Raw genomic sequence first — 15,610 nt, 5'->3', positions numbered from 1 at the left:
GACTCTCAGAACGGGCTGACCGGCGCGAGCCGGCGGCCATCGATCATGCGCTTGTGGCTGTAGGGCGCCGGATCGACCAGCGGCGTCGAACCGGTCACGATGTCGGCGGCGAGCTTGCCGGCTGCGGGGCCGATGCCGAAACCGTGGCCGGAGAAGCCGGTGGCGAGGAAGAAGCCCGGCAGCGCATCGACCGGCGAGATCACCGGAATGGTGTCGGGCGTGCAGTCGATCGTGCCGCCCCAGGCTTCCGCGATCTCGATGTCCTTCAGCTCGGGATTGGACTTGATCAGCGCTGCGAGCGCCGCGTTGACCAGCGACATGTCGGGCGCGGGATCGCGCACGCGCTCGGTCTCGAACGGCGACGGCTTGTCCAAGCTCCAGCTGGTGCCGCGCATCAACTGGTCGAAGAACGACTTGCCGAACGACATCTTCAATCCATTGCGCCGATGCAGATAGGTCGGCCAGAAGGTGAGCGCATAGCGAAACAGGTCGGGCGACAGCTCCACCGTGCCGCGATTGCGCAGCGCCAGCGTAAAGCCGCCGTCGAGGCGGCGGCGGATGCAGTAGAAATCGGTGCCGAGCGCGCCCGAGGTGATCTCCGGTCCCGGCGTGGTCCGGCACGCGGTGGCGTTGACGAGACCGATCGGCAGCTCGATGCCGTGGCGGCGGCAGAACAGCGACGACCACGCCCCGCCCGACAGCAGCACCGATTGCGTGCGAATGGTGCCCTTCTCGGTGACGACGGCGCTGACCCGCCCGCCTGATGTCTCCAGCCCGCGCGCGGCGCAGCCCTGATGGATGGTGACGCCATGTTTTCGCGCGGCGGTGGCGAGCGCGGGCACCGCCATCGACGGCTCGGCACGGCCGTCGCTCGGCGTGTGCAGACCGCCGACCCATTTGTCGGCATTGCCGGGCAGGCGCTCGGCGACCTCGGCCGGCGTCAGGACGGTGGAGTGCACCTGCTGCTCGCGCGCGATTGCCGCCCAGCGCTCCCAGCCGGCGAGCTCGTCCTTGCTCTTGGTCAGGAACAGCACGCCGGTGCGGCGGAAGCCGGCATCGACGCCGGCGTCGTTCTGCATGTCCTCCCACAGTCGCAGCGCCTCGCGCGCCAGCGGAATTTCCTCACGCGCGCGACCCTGCTGGCGGCACCAGCCCCAATTACGGCTCGACTGCTCGCCGCCGACATGCCCCTTCTCGACGAGGGCGACGGAAAGGCCCTTCTTCGCCAGATGATAAGCCGCGGAGACGCCGATGACGCCACCGCCGATGACGACGACATCCACCTGCTGAGGCAGGCGCTCGTCGCTGTTTATACGATTGAGCGGCGGGGACATGGGGCACTCCTGGAAATCAGTTCGATCGAAGCTCGTCGGCTCGTCATAAGTTTGCAGATCACGGGATGTTCATTCGCGGGTCGAGCGCGTCGCGCAGGCCGTCGCCGAGGAAGTTGAAGCTCGTCACCGCGAGCGTGATGGCGAGGCCCGGCGCGATCGCGAGCCAGGGCGCGCTGGTGAGATAGATCTGCGCGTTGTTGAGCATGTTGCCCCAGCTCGCGGCCGGCGGCTGGATGCCGTAGCCGAGATAGCTGACATAGGATTCGAGCAGGATCGACTTGGCGACGTTCAGCGTCGCCGCCACCACGATCGGCGCGATCGCGTTGGGCACGAGCTCGCGAAACATGACGCGCAGGTTCGACGAGCCAAACGCGACGGCGGCGACCGCGAACTCGCGCTCTCTTAGCGAACGAACCTGGGCCTCGACGACGCGGGCAACGCTCATCCAGGCGGTCGCCGCGATCAGCACGGTGGTGGTGACGAGGCCGGGCTCGGTAAGCGCGGCCAGCGCAAGCAGGAGGAAGATCGTCGGAAAGCACAGCACGGCGTCGACGAGCCGCATCAGCACCGCGCCGACCACGCCGCCATAGAAGCCGGCGAAGGCGCCGACGGCGATGCCGACCGCCATCGCGATCACCATCGCGACGATGCCGATCGAGAGCGACACCCGTCCGCCCATCATCAGCCGCGCCAGCACGTCGCGGCCGAGCTCGTCGGTGCCGAGGATGTGCGCGCCCGAGAGCGGCGGCGCGAACCGCTTCATGATGTCGATATAGGTGTCGTCGAACGGCAGCAGGTAAGGACCGAGTACCGAGCCGAGAACGAGAACCAGGATGATCACGGCGCCCGCAAGCGCTAGCCGGTGACGGCGGAAGCGCCGCCAGGCGGCCTGGCCGGGCGCGAGCTGGTCGGTGGAGAGGACCGCAGTCGTCATCGCCTAGCCCACCCGTATCCGCGGATCGACGACGGCATAGAAGATGTCGGCGAGCAGCGAGCCGATCAGCACCATGGTCGCAGAGAACATCAGGATGCCCATCACCACGGGATAGTCGCGATAGCCGATGGAATCGAGGAACAGGCGCCCCATGCCGGGCCAGGTGAACACGGTCTCGGCCACCAGCGCGCCCCCGAGCAGCGTCGGAAACTGCAGGCCGGCCACCGTGATCATCGGCAGCAGCGCGTTGCGCAAGGCGTGCACCGTGAGGATGCGCCATTCCGGCATGCCCTTGGCGCGCGCGGTGCGGATGTAGTCCTGGTTGATGACCTCGAGCATCGAGGAGCGCATGAAGCGGCCCCACATCGCGGTCTCGACCAGCGCCAGCACCAGGGCCGGCGCGATCAGGTGATGCAAGAGGTCGAGGAAGGAGCCGTCGCCGACGGTCTGGCGATTGCCGGCCGGCAGCCAGCCGAGCTTCACCGAGAACACATAGATGGTGACGAGGCCGAACCAGAAGGTCGGGATCGACAGCGCGATCATGGCCCCGACGGTCGCGAGCGTGTCGAACAGCGAATAGCGGCGTAGCGCACCCAGGATGCCGATCCAGCAGCCGAGCAGCACCGCGATGATGGTCGCCGTCACCATCAGCTCCAGCGTGGCGCCGAGATGCGAGGAGATCACCGACAGCACCGCCTCGCCGTCGCGATACGACTTGCCCCAATCACCCTTCAGCATGCGGCCGAACCAGTCGAGATACTGGATCGGCAGCGGCCGGTCGAGGCCGAGTTGCCTCGTGACGCGGTCGAGATCCTCCTGCGTCATCTGCCCGGAGACCGCAAATTGCGAGAGCGGACCGCCAGGCGCCAGATGCAGAATGGCAAAGCCGATCGCCGAGACGATCACGAGCAGCATGATCGCCTGCGCCAGGCGATTGGCGATGTAGCGGGCCATCTCAGGCGATCCAGCCGGCCTGAAGCATCAGGCCCAGTACCATTCGCGCATGTTCCAGCTGTTGATCGACATGTTGATGTTGGGACGGAAGCCTTGCAGCCCCTCCTTTACGCCCTCGGCGATGAAGCTCTGAAACAGCGGAAGGATCGCGAGGTCGTTGCGAATGAGCTTTTGCAGCTCGCCATAGGTCGCCTTGCGCTGCGCCAGGTCGAATTGCTTGGCGCCCTGAGACAGCAGCCGGTCGGCCTCCGCGTTCTGATATTGATAAGTGTTGTAGCCGCGGCCGCCCTTGGCGGGAATGGCACCGGAGCCGAAGCGCGGCGTCACGTCGGGGTCGCTGCCCAGCATGAAGTTCACGCCGACGATCACCGAATTGAACTTCGATTGCTGCCAGAAGTCGCCCCAGATCACGGCCGCCGGCATGTTGTTGACACGCATCGTTGCGCCAATGGCCCGCCAGTCCTGGATCAGGAGCTGCTGGCACTGCTCGCGCACGGCACTGCCCGCCGTCGTCGAGTTGGTGAATTCGAGCTTGACGCCGCCCTTCTCGCGAATGCCGCTTGAGCCGCGAACCCAGCCGGCAGCGTCGAGCAGCGCATTGGCCTTGGCAGGATCGTATTTGTGCTGCGGCAGCCCTTGCTGGAACGACCAGGCCTGCTGCGGCACGAAGCTCTCGGTCTGCGTCGGCAGGCCGTAATAGAGCGCATCGATGATCGCCTGCTTGTTGATGCCGAGATAGAGCGCCTCGCGCACGGCGCGGTCGGCAAAGGGACCGAATTCCAGGTTGGGCGCGATATGCTCCACCGAGGACGTCGACGAGACGAAGATCTTGCGGCCCTTCAGCGTCTTCGCTTCCTGCACGAAGTTCGGCAGGATGCCGGCGAGGCCCGTATAGTCGACCTGTCCGGTGCGGAACTGCGTGTAGAGCACGGTGAGATCAGGGATGTATTTGAAGACCACGCGTTCGACGTACGGCCCCTTGCCGTGATAGCCGGTGTGGGCATTCAACTGGATATGATCGCCGGGCACGCGCTCGCCCCAGCGGAACGGGCCGGTACCGACCGGCGCGTTGTGGAACGGCGAAGCGTTCGGATCGGACACCTTCTCCAGGATGTGCTTGGGCACGATGAAGGTGAACGACGCCAGGATCGACATGTAGGGCGAATAGGGCGCTTCCATCCGCCAATGGATCTCGTCGGGCGCCACGACGGTGATGTCCTTGACGAGGCTATGGCCGACCCGGCTGCGCGCGCGGAAACCGGGATTGTTGATCAGCTCGATGGAGAATTTGACGTCCTCTGCCGTGAACGGCGTGCCGTCATGCCACTTCACGTCGCTGCGGAGCTTGATCTTCCAGGTCAACCCGTCGGCGGACAGGCCGCCATTCTCAATGGTCGGGACTTCGCGGACAAGGTCGGGAACGAAATTGCCGTCGGGATCGATGTACCAGAGCGGCGAGAACACCTGCCACCAGATGCCCTGATCGACCTCGATGCCTGGCATCAGCGGATGGAAGACGGTCGGCTCCTGCGACAGCGCCGCGATCACCTGGCCGCGCGGCTTGTCCGGCGGATTGGTCGGGCGCTCGGTCTGCGCGAAGGCGCTGCCTGCGAGGCTCCATCCCGCTGCGGCGCCGGCGCCGAGCTGGAAGAATTGACGGCGATTCGGAATGCCGAGATGCACTGCCCCAACGCCGAGCTTGCCGGTGTCGCCTGCCATGACCACTCTCCGTTTTCCGCACACGGCACCGTCTCCCGCGCCCCCGAAACCCCGGCTGAGGGACAGGAGTGGGCTTTAGTGCTTCTAAATTTTTCTATCAAAAGTTCATCATGACTAAATACAGCTGTCAATCACATTGCTAGGATGCGCGACCTTTTCACTCCGACTGAAGCCTCGGACCGATGCGGTCCGAGGCCAAGACGATGCATGGGAGAGCGACATGGATGGTCGCGGCGATACCACCGGTCCGAAGGACGCCCCGGCGATCGAGGCCGACGATGCGGTCGACCAGCGCCTCGGCGAAACCGTGCGGCTGCTGCGTCAGCGTGCCGGCCTCTCGATCCAGGACGTCGCCACCAGGACCGGCCTGTCCAACGGCATGATCAGCCAGCTCGAACGCGCGCGCGCCATGCCGTCGATCCGCACGCTGCGCCTGCTCAGCATCGCGCTCGACGTGCCCATCTCCTATTTCTTCGAGACCACCGATCCCGGCGACGTACAGCGCTACATCGTGCGCAAGAACAGCCGTCGCCTGCTGCGCCTCACCGCCAGCGGCGTCGTCAAGGAGGCCCTCACCCCCGATGGCCAGGGCCAGCTCGAGCTCTATGAGCTGACGCTCAATCCCGGCGCCTCCTCAGGCACCGACTTCCTGCAGCACACCGGCGAGAAGGCCGGCTACATCCTGTCCGGCAGCCTGCGGCTGTGGCTCGACAACCAGGCCCATGTGCTCGAGGCCGGCGACAGTTTTCGTTTCCCGAGCATCGTGCCGCACATGTTCGACAACCCGACCCAGCAGGTGGCGCGCGTGATCTGGGTGACGACGCTGCGCCAGACCGATTCACCGGCGGGTTGAAGCGCAAGGCCGGCCGGGCCTCGGCTCCCGGACCGCCGGCCGCCCGCGGCGCCGGAAATTGACCCTCGACGGAAACGCAGGGAATCTGTAGCTCACATGAAGCTGGCCCCCTCGACAGGGCGGGGCCGGGGCGGTCCGCGGCTGGCTCTTTGGTGTGAGACCATGAAACTCAGGGGGCTTGTGACATTTGCGATGGCCGCCCAGGTCATCGTGACCGCCGCACTCCTTCTCGCCTCCTATGCCGTGACCGGCACCGCCGGCCCGCCCGGGTTCGGCATGCCCCAGCTCGTCGCTCTGATGGCGAGCGCCGTCGTTGCGGTGCTGCTCGCCCATCTCTGCACACGTGCGATCGAGACGTCGCAGGCCGAACGGGCGGCCGCGCAACTGGCCGATCAGACGAAGGCGATCGCGGCGAGCGCCCAGATGACCCAAGCCGTCATCAAGACCGCGCTCGACGCCTTCATCCAGACCGACGAACGCGGCATCGTCCTGGAGTGGAGCTTGCAGGCCGAAGCCCTGACCGGATGGTCGCGGCAGGAGGCGCTCGGCGCCGACGTCGTCGACCTCCTCGTCGCCGGGCCGTTCCGCGCCGGCTTCAGGCAGCGCATGATGCGGCTGTTGCCCGAACTGTCGGATACGCCGATCGGCATCCGCTTCGAAGTGAGCCTGCTGCACAGGAACGGCGAGGCGATCCTGGTCGAGGCTTCGAGCACGGCGCTCCTGCTCGGCGGGCGCACCATCATCAACAATTTCGTCAAGAACATTACCCAGAAACGCGCCGCCGAGGAGCAGCTGATCCAGGCCCAGAAGATGGAGGCGGTCGGGCAACTCACCGGCGGCATCGCGCACGAATTCAACAACATGCTCACCGTGATCACCGGCACGATCGAGATCCTCGCCGACGCCGTGAAGGACAATCCGCCGCTTGCGACCATCACCAAGCTGATCAGCGAGGCCGCCGATCGTGGCGCCGCGCTGACATCGAGCCTGCTGTCCTTTGCCAGGAAGCAGGCGCTGCAGCCGACGGAGATCGACGTCAACGAGCTGCTCGAAGAGCTTGCGAAACTGCTGCTGGCGACGTTCGACAAGAAGATCGAGATCGTGACGAAGCTCGATGGCAAGGTCTGGCTCGCCTTCGCCGACCGCGGCCAATTGAGCTCGGCGCTGCTCAATCTTGCCATCAACGCCCGTGACGCGATGCTGGACGGCGGCAGGCTGACGCTGACGACACGCAGCGTGGTGTTCGGCGTGCGCGAGGCCCTGGCGGTCGGCGCCGGCTATGCCGGCGATTATGTCGAGATCGAGATTGCCGACACCGGCACGGGCATTCCGCAGGCCATCCTGGAGCGGATCTTCGATCCCTTCTTCTCGACCAAGGAGGTCGGCAAGGGCACCGGGCTCGGGCTCAGCATGGTGTTCGGCTTCGCCAAGCAGTCCGGCGGCGGCATCAAGGTCGCGTCGCAAGAAGGAAGCGGCACGGTCTTCACGATCTACCTGCCGAAGGCGGAGGCGAGCACGCTTCGCCCGACCGGCTTTGACGATCGCAAGGTCGTGGGCGGGCGGGAGACCATCCTTTGCGTCGAGGACGACCACGACGTCCGCAACTACGTCACGGTCCAGCTCGAGAGCCTCGGCTACAAGGTCATCCCTGCCGCCAATGCGACCGAAGCCCTCGCCATCGCCGCGGAGGGCAAGGCGTTCGACCTGCTGTTCACCGACATCGTGATGGCCGGCGGCATGAACGGACGGGAGCTCGCCGAGCAGATGGTCGCCGCGCGGCCGTCCTTGCGGGTCCTGTTCACCTCCGGCTACGCCTACGATTCCCTGCATGCGCAGGGACGCGCCACGATGGGCGCGCCGCTTCTGAGAAAGCCCTACCGCAAGGCCGAGCTCGCGCGCATGCTGCGCCGCTCCCTCGACACCGCCGTCGATTCCGTGGGCGATGCGATCCCGACGCCCTATTCGGTGCAGGCGGAAGTCGAGGGATTCCTACGCAGGTCCGAGCGTGACGGTCGTTAGCGCGAGCGTGGCGGATGGACTCCGCCGGCGGCCTGCGCAAAACTCCACCACAGTCGGAATTCATTGGAGGCGAGCCATGACTGCACTCGAGAAGGGCATTACCGCAAGCGGCACGGGCTATAGCGGCAAGAGCTGGAACATCCTCGGCCAGGTCTATTTCCCCAAGGCCGTCACCGATTCCACCTTCGCGTTCGAGACCAACAGTGATCCCGGCCAGTTCGTGCCGGTGCACATCCATCCGACCCAGGACGAGTTCATCCTGGTGCAGGAAGGCACGCTCGACCTCAAGCTCGACGGCCAATGGGTCAAGGCCCATGCCGGCGACCTCGTGCGCCTGCCGCGCGGCATCCCGCACGGCTATTTCAATAAATCCGACAAACCGGCACGCGCGCTGTTCTGGGTCTCGCCGATGCAGAAGCTGGAGGCGCTGTTCAACCAGCTTCACAACCTCACCGACCCCGCCGAAGTCGTACGCATCTCGGCCCTGCACGAGGTCGACTTCCTGCCGCCCGAGGCGAACGACTAGGCTACGATCTCCTGACGACGAATCGTTGGGGAACCAGCCATGCTTGGACGACGTCATGTCATCGCGACCATTGCGGGGCTTGGGCTGATCCTGACGACATTCGCCGTGAGCCATGCGCAAACGCTCACGGCGAGGCAGTCGGAGGCGGTCGCGACCTACGAGCACGCGCTCGGCGAGTTCAAGGCGATCCTCGCCGAGCGGCGCAAGCAGATCGATGCCAAACAACCGCTGCCGAACCTTCCGGGACAGGCGCTGTATCTGGCGCGCGTCGCGGTCATCAGTTCTTACAAGGATCTCACCGACGCCATTCCGTCGCGGATCGGCCGGCCCAACAAGTTCGAGATACCGCCGGCCTATTTCGACGCCGACATCGAGCCGCTGATTGACGAATACGGAAAGCTGTTCGACATCATGGAGGCGCCGCCGGCCAGGGCACAGAACTCGGCGACGCCGTTCAAGGACGTCGTCGATCTCGCGGCTGCGATCGCGCGCGCCAAGGGACTTGCGCCACCTCACGCGAAAGCTGCGGGGCGCATCAGCCTGGGGCTGTTCTACGCCGAGACCAACGGCAAGCAGAATGTCCGCAACGGGCGCTCGAACACCTATATGGGCAGCTTCCAGACCGGCCCGTCAGAAGACCGCAACGGCCGCAGGAAATGGGAGGCGATCAAGGGAGAGATCGCGGCCATCGATCCCGAATTGAATGCGCGTGACGACAAGGAAGAGGCGCGCGCCAGCGGCACCGATCACCGTTTCAACCATTGGACCAATGTGCGCGACGGCCTGATGAACGCGCATGCGGAGGTCTTCCGGGAAATCCCCGCGATCGTGAAGACGCTTCCCGACCCGATCGACCAGATGAAGCTGTTCGAGCTGATCCAGATCGTTCCGACCCCGACGCGGTCCGCGCTCAAATCGGGCGATCTCCTGAACTACCGGGTATCCAGTCCGACGATCATGAAGCACTTGCGCAACAACAGCATTTTTGCGTTCGGACAGGCCGACCGTGCCAGAACCTCGGCGAGCTTCCGCGAGATTCTCGGTGCGATGTGGTTGTTCAACCGGAAGTTCGAGAAGGCGATGGCGAAGTACGCGGAGATCAAGCCGCGCTGAGGGAGCGGTTACAACGCTACTGGATGTCGTGGGCTCTCGTTCGTTACCCCAGCGGTTTGGTTCCAAAACGCCGCCAGAGATTTGGATAGCGCCGGGCCAGGTGCTCCTCATCTTCCTCGAAAGGCTCGCCGGAAGGTTCGGCCCCTCCCAGTCCGGCCTCCGGCTCGGAATAGTCACGCACATCGCCCTGTCCGCCCGTCTCCCGGAAGACTCGGTTCGCGACGTAGTAGATCTCCTCGAACTCCCACATCCCATGGGGACCTGCGGCCACATCCAGCTGCGCCATGGAGTCGGGATCGGCCAACGCCGGCTCGTAGACCTCGCGTCCCTTCGATACCAGCCAACGCCGGAAATACTCGAAACTATCGTCGGAGCAGCCGCCGTGGATCACGTAGGCAGCCCCCCAAAGGTCCCAGGTGTAAGCGTCGTTGAGACAGCGGCGAAAAGCGATCTCGAACGACTTGATGTCATCGAGAGTTAGTTTGTGCAGCGCTGTTTGCAGGGGCGCCGATATGGGCCGCCGGATCAGCGCCGAACTGCGCGGCGCGCCCGACGATCTCCCAGAACCGATCCACCGGCATCCCGGGCGCGCTCATCAATTTCTCCACCAGGCAGCACCACCAGCCCGGATCAACCCAGCCCGGCCTGCGTGCACCTTATCGTTGGTACACGCCCGCGAATTCGCGGTCAATTCTCCGGCTTGTTGCCGTCCGTCAGCGTCTTCAGGAAGGCGATGATGTCGGCCTCGTCCTGCTCCGTCATCGCCGGCTTGTCGCCGAGATGACGATCGAAGGGCGGATCGCTGACATCGACATTGGCGTGATATTTTTCCGGCAGGTCGTCGTATTTCTGCACCGTGCCGTCGGCGGCACGCGGAAACACCTTTTCCGGATTGGTGTCGCGGAAATTGTAGAAGTCGAGCACCTGCTCGAGGCTGCTGAAGACACCGTTGTGGAAGAAGGCGTGGCGCGTCGCCGTGTTGCGCAACGTCGGCGTCAGGAACATGCCGCAATATTGCGTCTGCTCGGGGATGTCGGTGCGGTGCGGGCCGCAGACGCCGAGGTCGAAATAACCGGGGTCGCGATTGTTGGCCAGCGCGGCATTGCGCGGCGCGCCGAGTGCCTCGTATTGGTGGTCGGTGAACAGCGGCGGCAGGCCATCGCGGGTCGGCGCCGAAGTATGGCAGCCAGCACAATTGGCCTTTTCAGGGTCGTTGAACGCTTGCAGCCCACGCAGCTCAGCTTCCGAAAGCCGCGCCCTGCCCTCGAGCCAGTAATCGTACTTGCTGGTGTAGGAATGGAAGCTCGGCTCCTCCACCTGATAGCGCGCCACCGCGAACATCGCTTCCGCAATGAGGAGCCGCTGGTTTCTCAGCACGCCGGCGCCGAACAGCTCGACGAAACGGTTGACATAAGACGCGCGGCGCAGCTTGTCCGCTACGATCTCGGCGCTGCCGCCGTCCATCTCGTTGGGATCGAGCAGCGGAAACAGCGCCTGGTCCTGTAGCGTGTCGGCGCGGCCGTCCCAGAACAGGCCACCCTGCGGCACGATGTTCGCCGACGCTCCACTGCCGCCCGCAGTCTTGGTCGTGCGCGCGGCCTGCTGGCCGACCGCGGCCATCTGCGCGAGATCGATGACATTGTCGTCGTCACCCTTGTCGGGGCCGATACTGAAATTCGGGTGGCGGTCGAGATAGGTCAGCGACGGCACCGCGCGGGCACCTTGCCGCAAGAGGTTAGCGCCGCCGAGCATGACCGGCCCGTCATTGGGCGGCCCGTAGGCGTGATCCGGGCTGTGGCACGATGCGCAAGACAGCGCGCCTGAGGACGACAGCGCGGCGTCGTAGAAAATCGCCTTGCCAAGCTGCGCCATCGCCGAGAGCGGCGCAACCGGCGGACGCATGAGGCGGACCGGGTTCGGATTCGCGCCCGCCAGATTCGTCTCTGCAAATCCTTGCGTCCCGGCAGCCATGACGGCGCCGGCCAGACAAAGCAGGCCGGCGCCGAGAAGCCACACAGTGCGGCTGTGCATGTGAGGTCCTGAAGGACTAGTGGTGGTGATGCTCGTCCGGCGGGCTGGTGATGACAGTGCCGGAGGTCGGATCGAGGAACAGCGCGTCCACCCGCAGATCGTGGCGATGATCCTGGTCGAAGTCGAACAGGTCCATGATCGAGCCCGCGCTGGCGTCGAACGCACCGCCGCCCAGACGCTGGCCGCGCAGCCAATTGTCCTCGATGAACCGCACCACCGAGGCCTGCGAGATGTAGGCGTGGCTGACGAAGTTGGTCCTGGCGTAGGGTGAGACCACGATGAAGGGCACGCGGGTGCCCGGACCGCAGCGACCGTTCACCGGCTGACCGGAGAGGCCCTTCGGTGCCGGCTGCTTCTGCGGGCCGGGGCCGCACAGGCCCGGACCGTTGACCTGATCGGCGGTCGGATCGTAGGAGGCGCTCTTCGGGGCAACATACTGATGGTCGTACCAGCCGTCGGAGTCGTCATAGGTGATGATGATTGCGGTCTCGCGCCACTCCGGCTGTTTCTGGAGGAAGTTGATCAGCTCGACATTGCCGACCTGCTCGTCGAGCGGATCCGAATTGCCGGCATGACCGTCCTGGAAGGCCGGCATCTTGATGTAGGAGACAGCCGGAAAATTGCCGGCCTTCACCGCGGCGTAGAAGTCCTCGAGATCGTAATTGTGGTTGGCCGGATCGATCTTGCCGTTGAGATCGTGGGTATGGCCGATCGCCTGGACCGAACTCGGCCGCGCATGGGTCGGGTTCGCAGTCGACTTGAAGTACTGGAAGAAGGCGTGGTGCGGACTGTAGTCCACGATGGTGCCGTTGACGTTGCTCGAGAACGTGCTGCGGGCACAGCCGGTGGTGCCGTTGGCGTTCTTGAGGGTCAGGTCGAAGCCGCCCATGAAGCTGCCCCAGCTGATATGCTCGTCGTCGAGCAGATCGCCGATGTTCTTGCTCGTCATGAGCACGGTGCTGGTGGTGCTCGAGCAGGAATCATAGGCGGGATCGGTGTCGCCGATCAGCGTCAGGCCGCCCTGGCCGTCGGCGATCGAGGACGAGGTGCCGACGATGTTCTGCGCGCCATTGGTCTGGCCGGAGACCACTTCCAGCATGCCGGGCGTGGACGGACCAAACGTGTCGGTCCAGTGATTGTCGCTCATGGCGAAGTGCTGGGCGTAGTTCCAGAACGCGGTGACGGTGTTGCCGTCGAAATAGCCCATCACCTGACCGTTGGTGCCGAACGCGCCGGCGCCGCCGGCGGTGCCGCGGCCGGTGAATTTCGGGAACAAATCCTCCTTGCCGTTGTCCACCGCCTGTTGCTCGGGCGTGTAGGCATGGTTCTGCGACCGCGTGTTGGCCTGGGTGCGATCGAGCCGGAACGGATCCGTCGCGCCGGTGCCGTTGGCCGGGCTGTTGTTGGGGTTGTTGACCAGCAGGTTCGCCGTGACGAGGTTGTTGACCTTCGGCGTATGCGGCTTCGGCACGAAGGGGATGGAGCCGGACGGGTTGGCCGCGTTCGGATAGGTTGCGAAGTAGTGGTCGAACGAGCGGTTCTCGTTGAAAATGATCACGAGATGCTTGATCGGCGTCTCGGTGTGGATGTCATGCGGATGACGGCGATGATCGCGATCGTTGCCGTGATCGCGGTCCCGGCCAAAATCGTCCGCGAGGACGGGAAGAGTGCACGCGAGCGCGCTCGCGGCCGCGAAAATCGCGGCCGTCGTCAGTAGTCTCGATTTCATTTTTATGACGCCCCGAAAATGAGGATGTTTACGATCAGAAATAATCTAAACATCGTGGGTGACAGAGCTGTGTCAGTTTGACGCACGAGACACTTGGCGCAGTGGTTGAGGTGCAATTTTTCATGCCGGCGCCTGCGCCGCCTGCTCTACTCAGTCCGGATCGGCGAGTCCTTCAGGCCATTGTTGTCATAGGCCTTGCGCAAGGTGCCGTTCGTCACGGCTTCGTTCATGAACCTGGTGACGAACGCGAGCGACTGGCTGTGGCCGAGCGGCACGGCAACCGCCGTCACCGTCTTCTTGAACGTCTCGTCCAGCACCTTCGTGCCGGGAATTTTCTGCGCCATCTTGTTGAGCTGGTCGCGCGACAGCGCGAAGGCGTCGATCTCGCCGCTCTTCAGCAGGCCGAAGATCTCGTCATAGGTCTGATAGCCCGTGACTTTCGCATTCTTCAGATGCGCGATCGCGCCGCGCATCGTGGTGGTGGCGTTGACGGCCGCGACCTTGATGCCGGGCTGGTCGAGCGTCGCGAAGTCGGTGACACCGGAGCCGGGCTTGACGATATAGGTGGCGTCCGCGACCTCATAGACCGGGCCGAACAGCATCTTGGTCTCGCGCTCGGGGTCCTTGGGCAGCCAGGTGACATCCCAGGTGCCCTTCCCGGCCGCGTCGGTGATCTGTCCGGAGTTCTGGTGCACGACATATTCGACGGGAACACCGAGCTGCGCAGCCATCGCCTTGCCGAGGTCAACCGGCACGCCGGCGAAACCTGCTTCCGTCTTGGTCGACCAGAACGCGCCGCCCGCTGGACTGATCGCGATCGCGACCCGCAGCTTGCCGGTCGGCGCGATCTCGTCCTTCAGGCCATCGGCTAAAGCGGGCATGGCAACCACCGCTGCAAGGAGAAGGCCGGCAAGGGCCGATTGGAAGGACGTGGGCATGTCATGTTCTCCTCACTTTTTTTCTTGGCTTCTTCGCTTCTGCTTGGCTTCTTCTGTTCGTCCCGATCGCTTCACGTCGCACGGCCTTTGACACAATTCTGGTCGATCGTGCGCGCGATGAAAAGCGGTTTGTCATGACAAATCTGTCAAAGGCCACACCGCCGTTTGCAGTGCAAGGTCCGCGACTGCCATGGCTATGGTGTTCCACGGCCGGATATTTGTTGGTAGCCTGCCGCACCGACAGACAGCAATCGGGGGCACCGAATGACGCGCGCGAATCCCGCATCTCCCGCACAGCGCATTTGGGCGGGGAGACGCATCGGGCAGGCTGTGGCCGCCATCGCGACCGTGGCCGCCCTCGCCGGTTGCGAGGACAAGAACACCTTCGTCGCGCCGCCGCCGCCCAAGGTGGATGTCGCAACGCCGGTGCAGCGCCCGGTGACGCGCTATATCGAAGCCACCGGCAACACCGCTCCCATCAAGAACGTCGACCTGGTCGCGCGCGTGCAGGGTTTTCTGCAATCGATCGACTATCAGGACGGCACCTTCGTCAAGCAGGGCACCCAGCTCTTCACGATCGAGCCCGAGACCTACAAGCTCAAGCTCGACCAGGCGCAGGCGGCCGAAGCCGGCGCGCAAGCCTCGGTCCGGCAGGCGGAAGCCGACTACAAGCGGCAAGCCGAGCTCGTGCAGCGCCAGGCGGTCTCGCAGGCCACGCTCGACAACTCGACGTCCACCCGAGACAACGCCCAGGCCAATCTCCAGCAGGCCCAGGCCAACACCAAGCTTGCCGAGGTCAACTACGGCTACACCAGGGTGACCGCACCGTTCGACGGCATCGTCAGCGCGCACATGGTCTCGATCGGCGAGCTCGTCGGCGTCTCCTCCCCGACCCAGCTCGCGACCATCGTCGCGATGGACCCGATCTATGTGAACTTCACCGTCAACGAGCAGGACGTGCTGCGCATCCGCGCCGAAGCGGCCCGCCGGGGATTGACGCCCACCGACCTCAAGCAGTTTCCGATTCAAGTGGGTCTCCAGACCGAGACCGGCTATCCGCATGAGGGCAAGCTCGACTACGTCTCGCCGACCATCAACCAGTCGACCGGCACGCTTGCCGTTCGGGGTCTCGTGCCCAACGACAAGCGGGTACTGCTGCCCGGCTATTTCGTCCGCGTCCGCGTGCCTTTCGACCAGGAGAAGGACGCGCTCCTCGTTCCCGACACCGCGCTCGGCAGCGACCAGGGCGGCCGCTATCTGCTGGTGGTCAACGGCGACAATTTCGTCGAGCAGCGCAAGGTGCAGATCGGACCCGTCGACAACGGATTGCGCGTGATCGAGAGCGGGTTGAAGCCGGACGACCGCGTCGTGACCGCAGGTCTCTTGCGCGTGATCCCGGGCCAGAAGATCGACCCGCAGGTGACGAAGATCGGACAGCCGCAGGCGTCTGCCAAGTAGGG

At 64.7% G+C, this 15,610-nt stretch carries 13 protein-coding genes; 5 read left to right on the top strand and 8 right to left on the bottom strand.

Annotated elements, in window-relative coordinates:
* Positions 1-5 precede the first annotated feature (5 nt).
* The 4 genes from AC1RUR_RS02025 to AC1RUR_RS02010 are packed head-to-tail and all read right to left on the bottom strand — an operon-like array spanning position 6 to position 4,941.
* Entirely contained in the window at positions 6-1,334 is a 1,329-nt protein-coding gene (locus AC1RUR_RS02025) for an NAD(P)/FAD-dependent oxidoreductase (RefSeq protein WP_492840806.1), read from the bottom strand.
* Between the two features lie 58 nt (positions 1,335-1,392).
* On the bottom strand, positions 1,393-2,268 hold the full coding sequence (locus AC1RUR_RS02020; protein ID WP_492840804.1) for an ABC transporter permease: 876 nt from the start codon (positions 2,266-2,268) through the stop codon (positions 1,393-1,395).
* 3 nt (positions 2,269-2,271) lie between these two features.
* A complete protein-coding gene (locus AC1RUR_RS02015; RefSeq protein ID WP_492840802.1) occupies positions 2,272-3,222 on the bottom strand; it encodes an ABC transporter permease in 951 nt (316 codons plus the stop codon).
* Positions 3,223-3,249: 27 nt separating this feature from the next.
* Entirely contained in the window at positions 3,250-4,941 is a 1,692-nt protein-coding gene (locus tag AC1RUR_RS02010; protein WP_492840800.1) for a peptide ABC transporter substrate-binding protein, read from the bottom strand.
* 220 nt (positions 4,942-5,161) lie between these two features.
* Between AC1RUR_RS02010 and AC1RUR_RS02005 the strand changes: the two genes are divergently transcribed.
* The 4 genes from AC1RUR_RS02005 (at position 5,162) to AC1RUR_RS01990 (ending at position 9,452) form a co-directional block, all read left to right on the top strand.
* Positions 5,162-5,794, top strand: a complete 633-nt coding sequence (locus AC1RUR_RS02005) for a cupin domain-containing protein (protein ID WP_492840798.1) — start codon at positions 5,162-5,164, stop codon at positions 5,792-5,794.
* Positions 5,795-5,956: 162 nt separating this feature from the next.
* The gene (locus AC1RUR_RS02000; RefSeq protein WP_492840796.1) at positions 5,957-7,813 is read left to right on the top strand and encodes an ATP-binding protein; all 1,857 of its coding nucleotides are present in this window, start codon (positions 5,957-5,959) and stop codon (positions 7,811-7,813) included.
* A gap of 76 nt (positions 7,814-7,889) precedes the next feature.
* Positions 7,890-8,339 (top strand): cupin domain-containing protein, encoded by a 450-nt coding sequence (locus AC1RUR_RS01995; protein ID WP_492840795.1) that lies wholly within the window; start codon positions 7,890-7,892, stop codon positions 8,337-8,339.
* 39 nt (positions 8,340-8,378) lie between these two features.
* Positions 8,379-9,452, top strand: coding sequence for a hypothetical protein (locus tag AC1RUR_RS01990; protein WP_492840793.1), 1,074 nt, complete (start codon positions 8,379-8,381; stop codon positions 9,450-9,452).
* A gap of 43 nt (positions 9,453-9,495) precedes the next feature.
* On the opposite strand, the gene AC1RUR_RS01985 is transcribed toward AC1RUR_RS01990, so the two are convergent.
* The 4 genes from AC1RUR_RS01985 to AC1RUR_RS01970 form a co-directional block, all read right to left on the bottom strand.
* A complete protein-coding gene (locus AC1RUR_RS01985; protein WP_492841572.1) occupies positions 9,496-9,918 on the bottom strand; it encodes a DUF4240 domain-containing protein in 423 nt (140 codons plus the stop codon).
* Positions 9,919-10,139: 221 nt separating this feature from the next.
* Positions 10,140-11,483: a cytochrome-c peroxidase gene (locus AC1RUR_RS01980; protein WP_492840791.1), complete on the bottom strand. Its 1,344-nt coding sequence runs from the start codon at positions 11,481-11,483 to the stop codon at positions 10,140-10,142.
* Positions 11,484-11,499: 16 nt separating this feature from the next.
* Positions 11,500-13,212, bottom strand: a complete 1,713-nt coding sequence (locus AC1RUR_RS01975) for a phospholipase C (protein WP_492840789.1) — start codon at positions 13,210-13,212, stop codon at positions 11,500-11,502.
* A 146-nt stretch (positions 13,213-13,358) separates the two neighbouring features.
* The gene (locus AC1RUR_RS01970; protein ID WP_492840787.1) at positions 13,359-14,150 is read right to left on the bottom strand and encodes an ABC transporter substrate-binding protein; all 792 of its coding nucleotides are present in this window, start codon (positions 14,148-14,150) and stop codon (positions 13,359-13,361) included.
* A 264-nt stretch (positions 14,151-14,414) separates the two neighbouring features.
* Here AC1RUR_RS01970 and AC1RUR_RS01965 point away from each other — a divergent pair, with 264 nt between their 5' ends.
* A complete protein-coding gene (locus AC1RUR_RS01965) occupies positions 14,415-15,608 on the top strand; it encodes an efflux RND transporter periplasmic adaptor subunit (RefSeq protein WP_492840785.1) in 1,194 nt (397 codons plus the stop codon).
* The last annotated feature ends 2 nt before the right edge of the window (positions 15,609-15,610 follow it).

The organism is Bradyrhizobium sp. GW821-FHT12B03, assembly GCF_058807535.1.
Note: the sequence above shows the minus strand (reverse complement) of the source record. Positions and strands in the feature narration are given on the sequence as shown.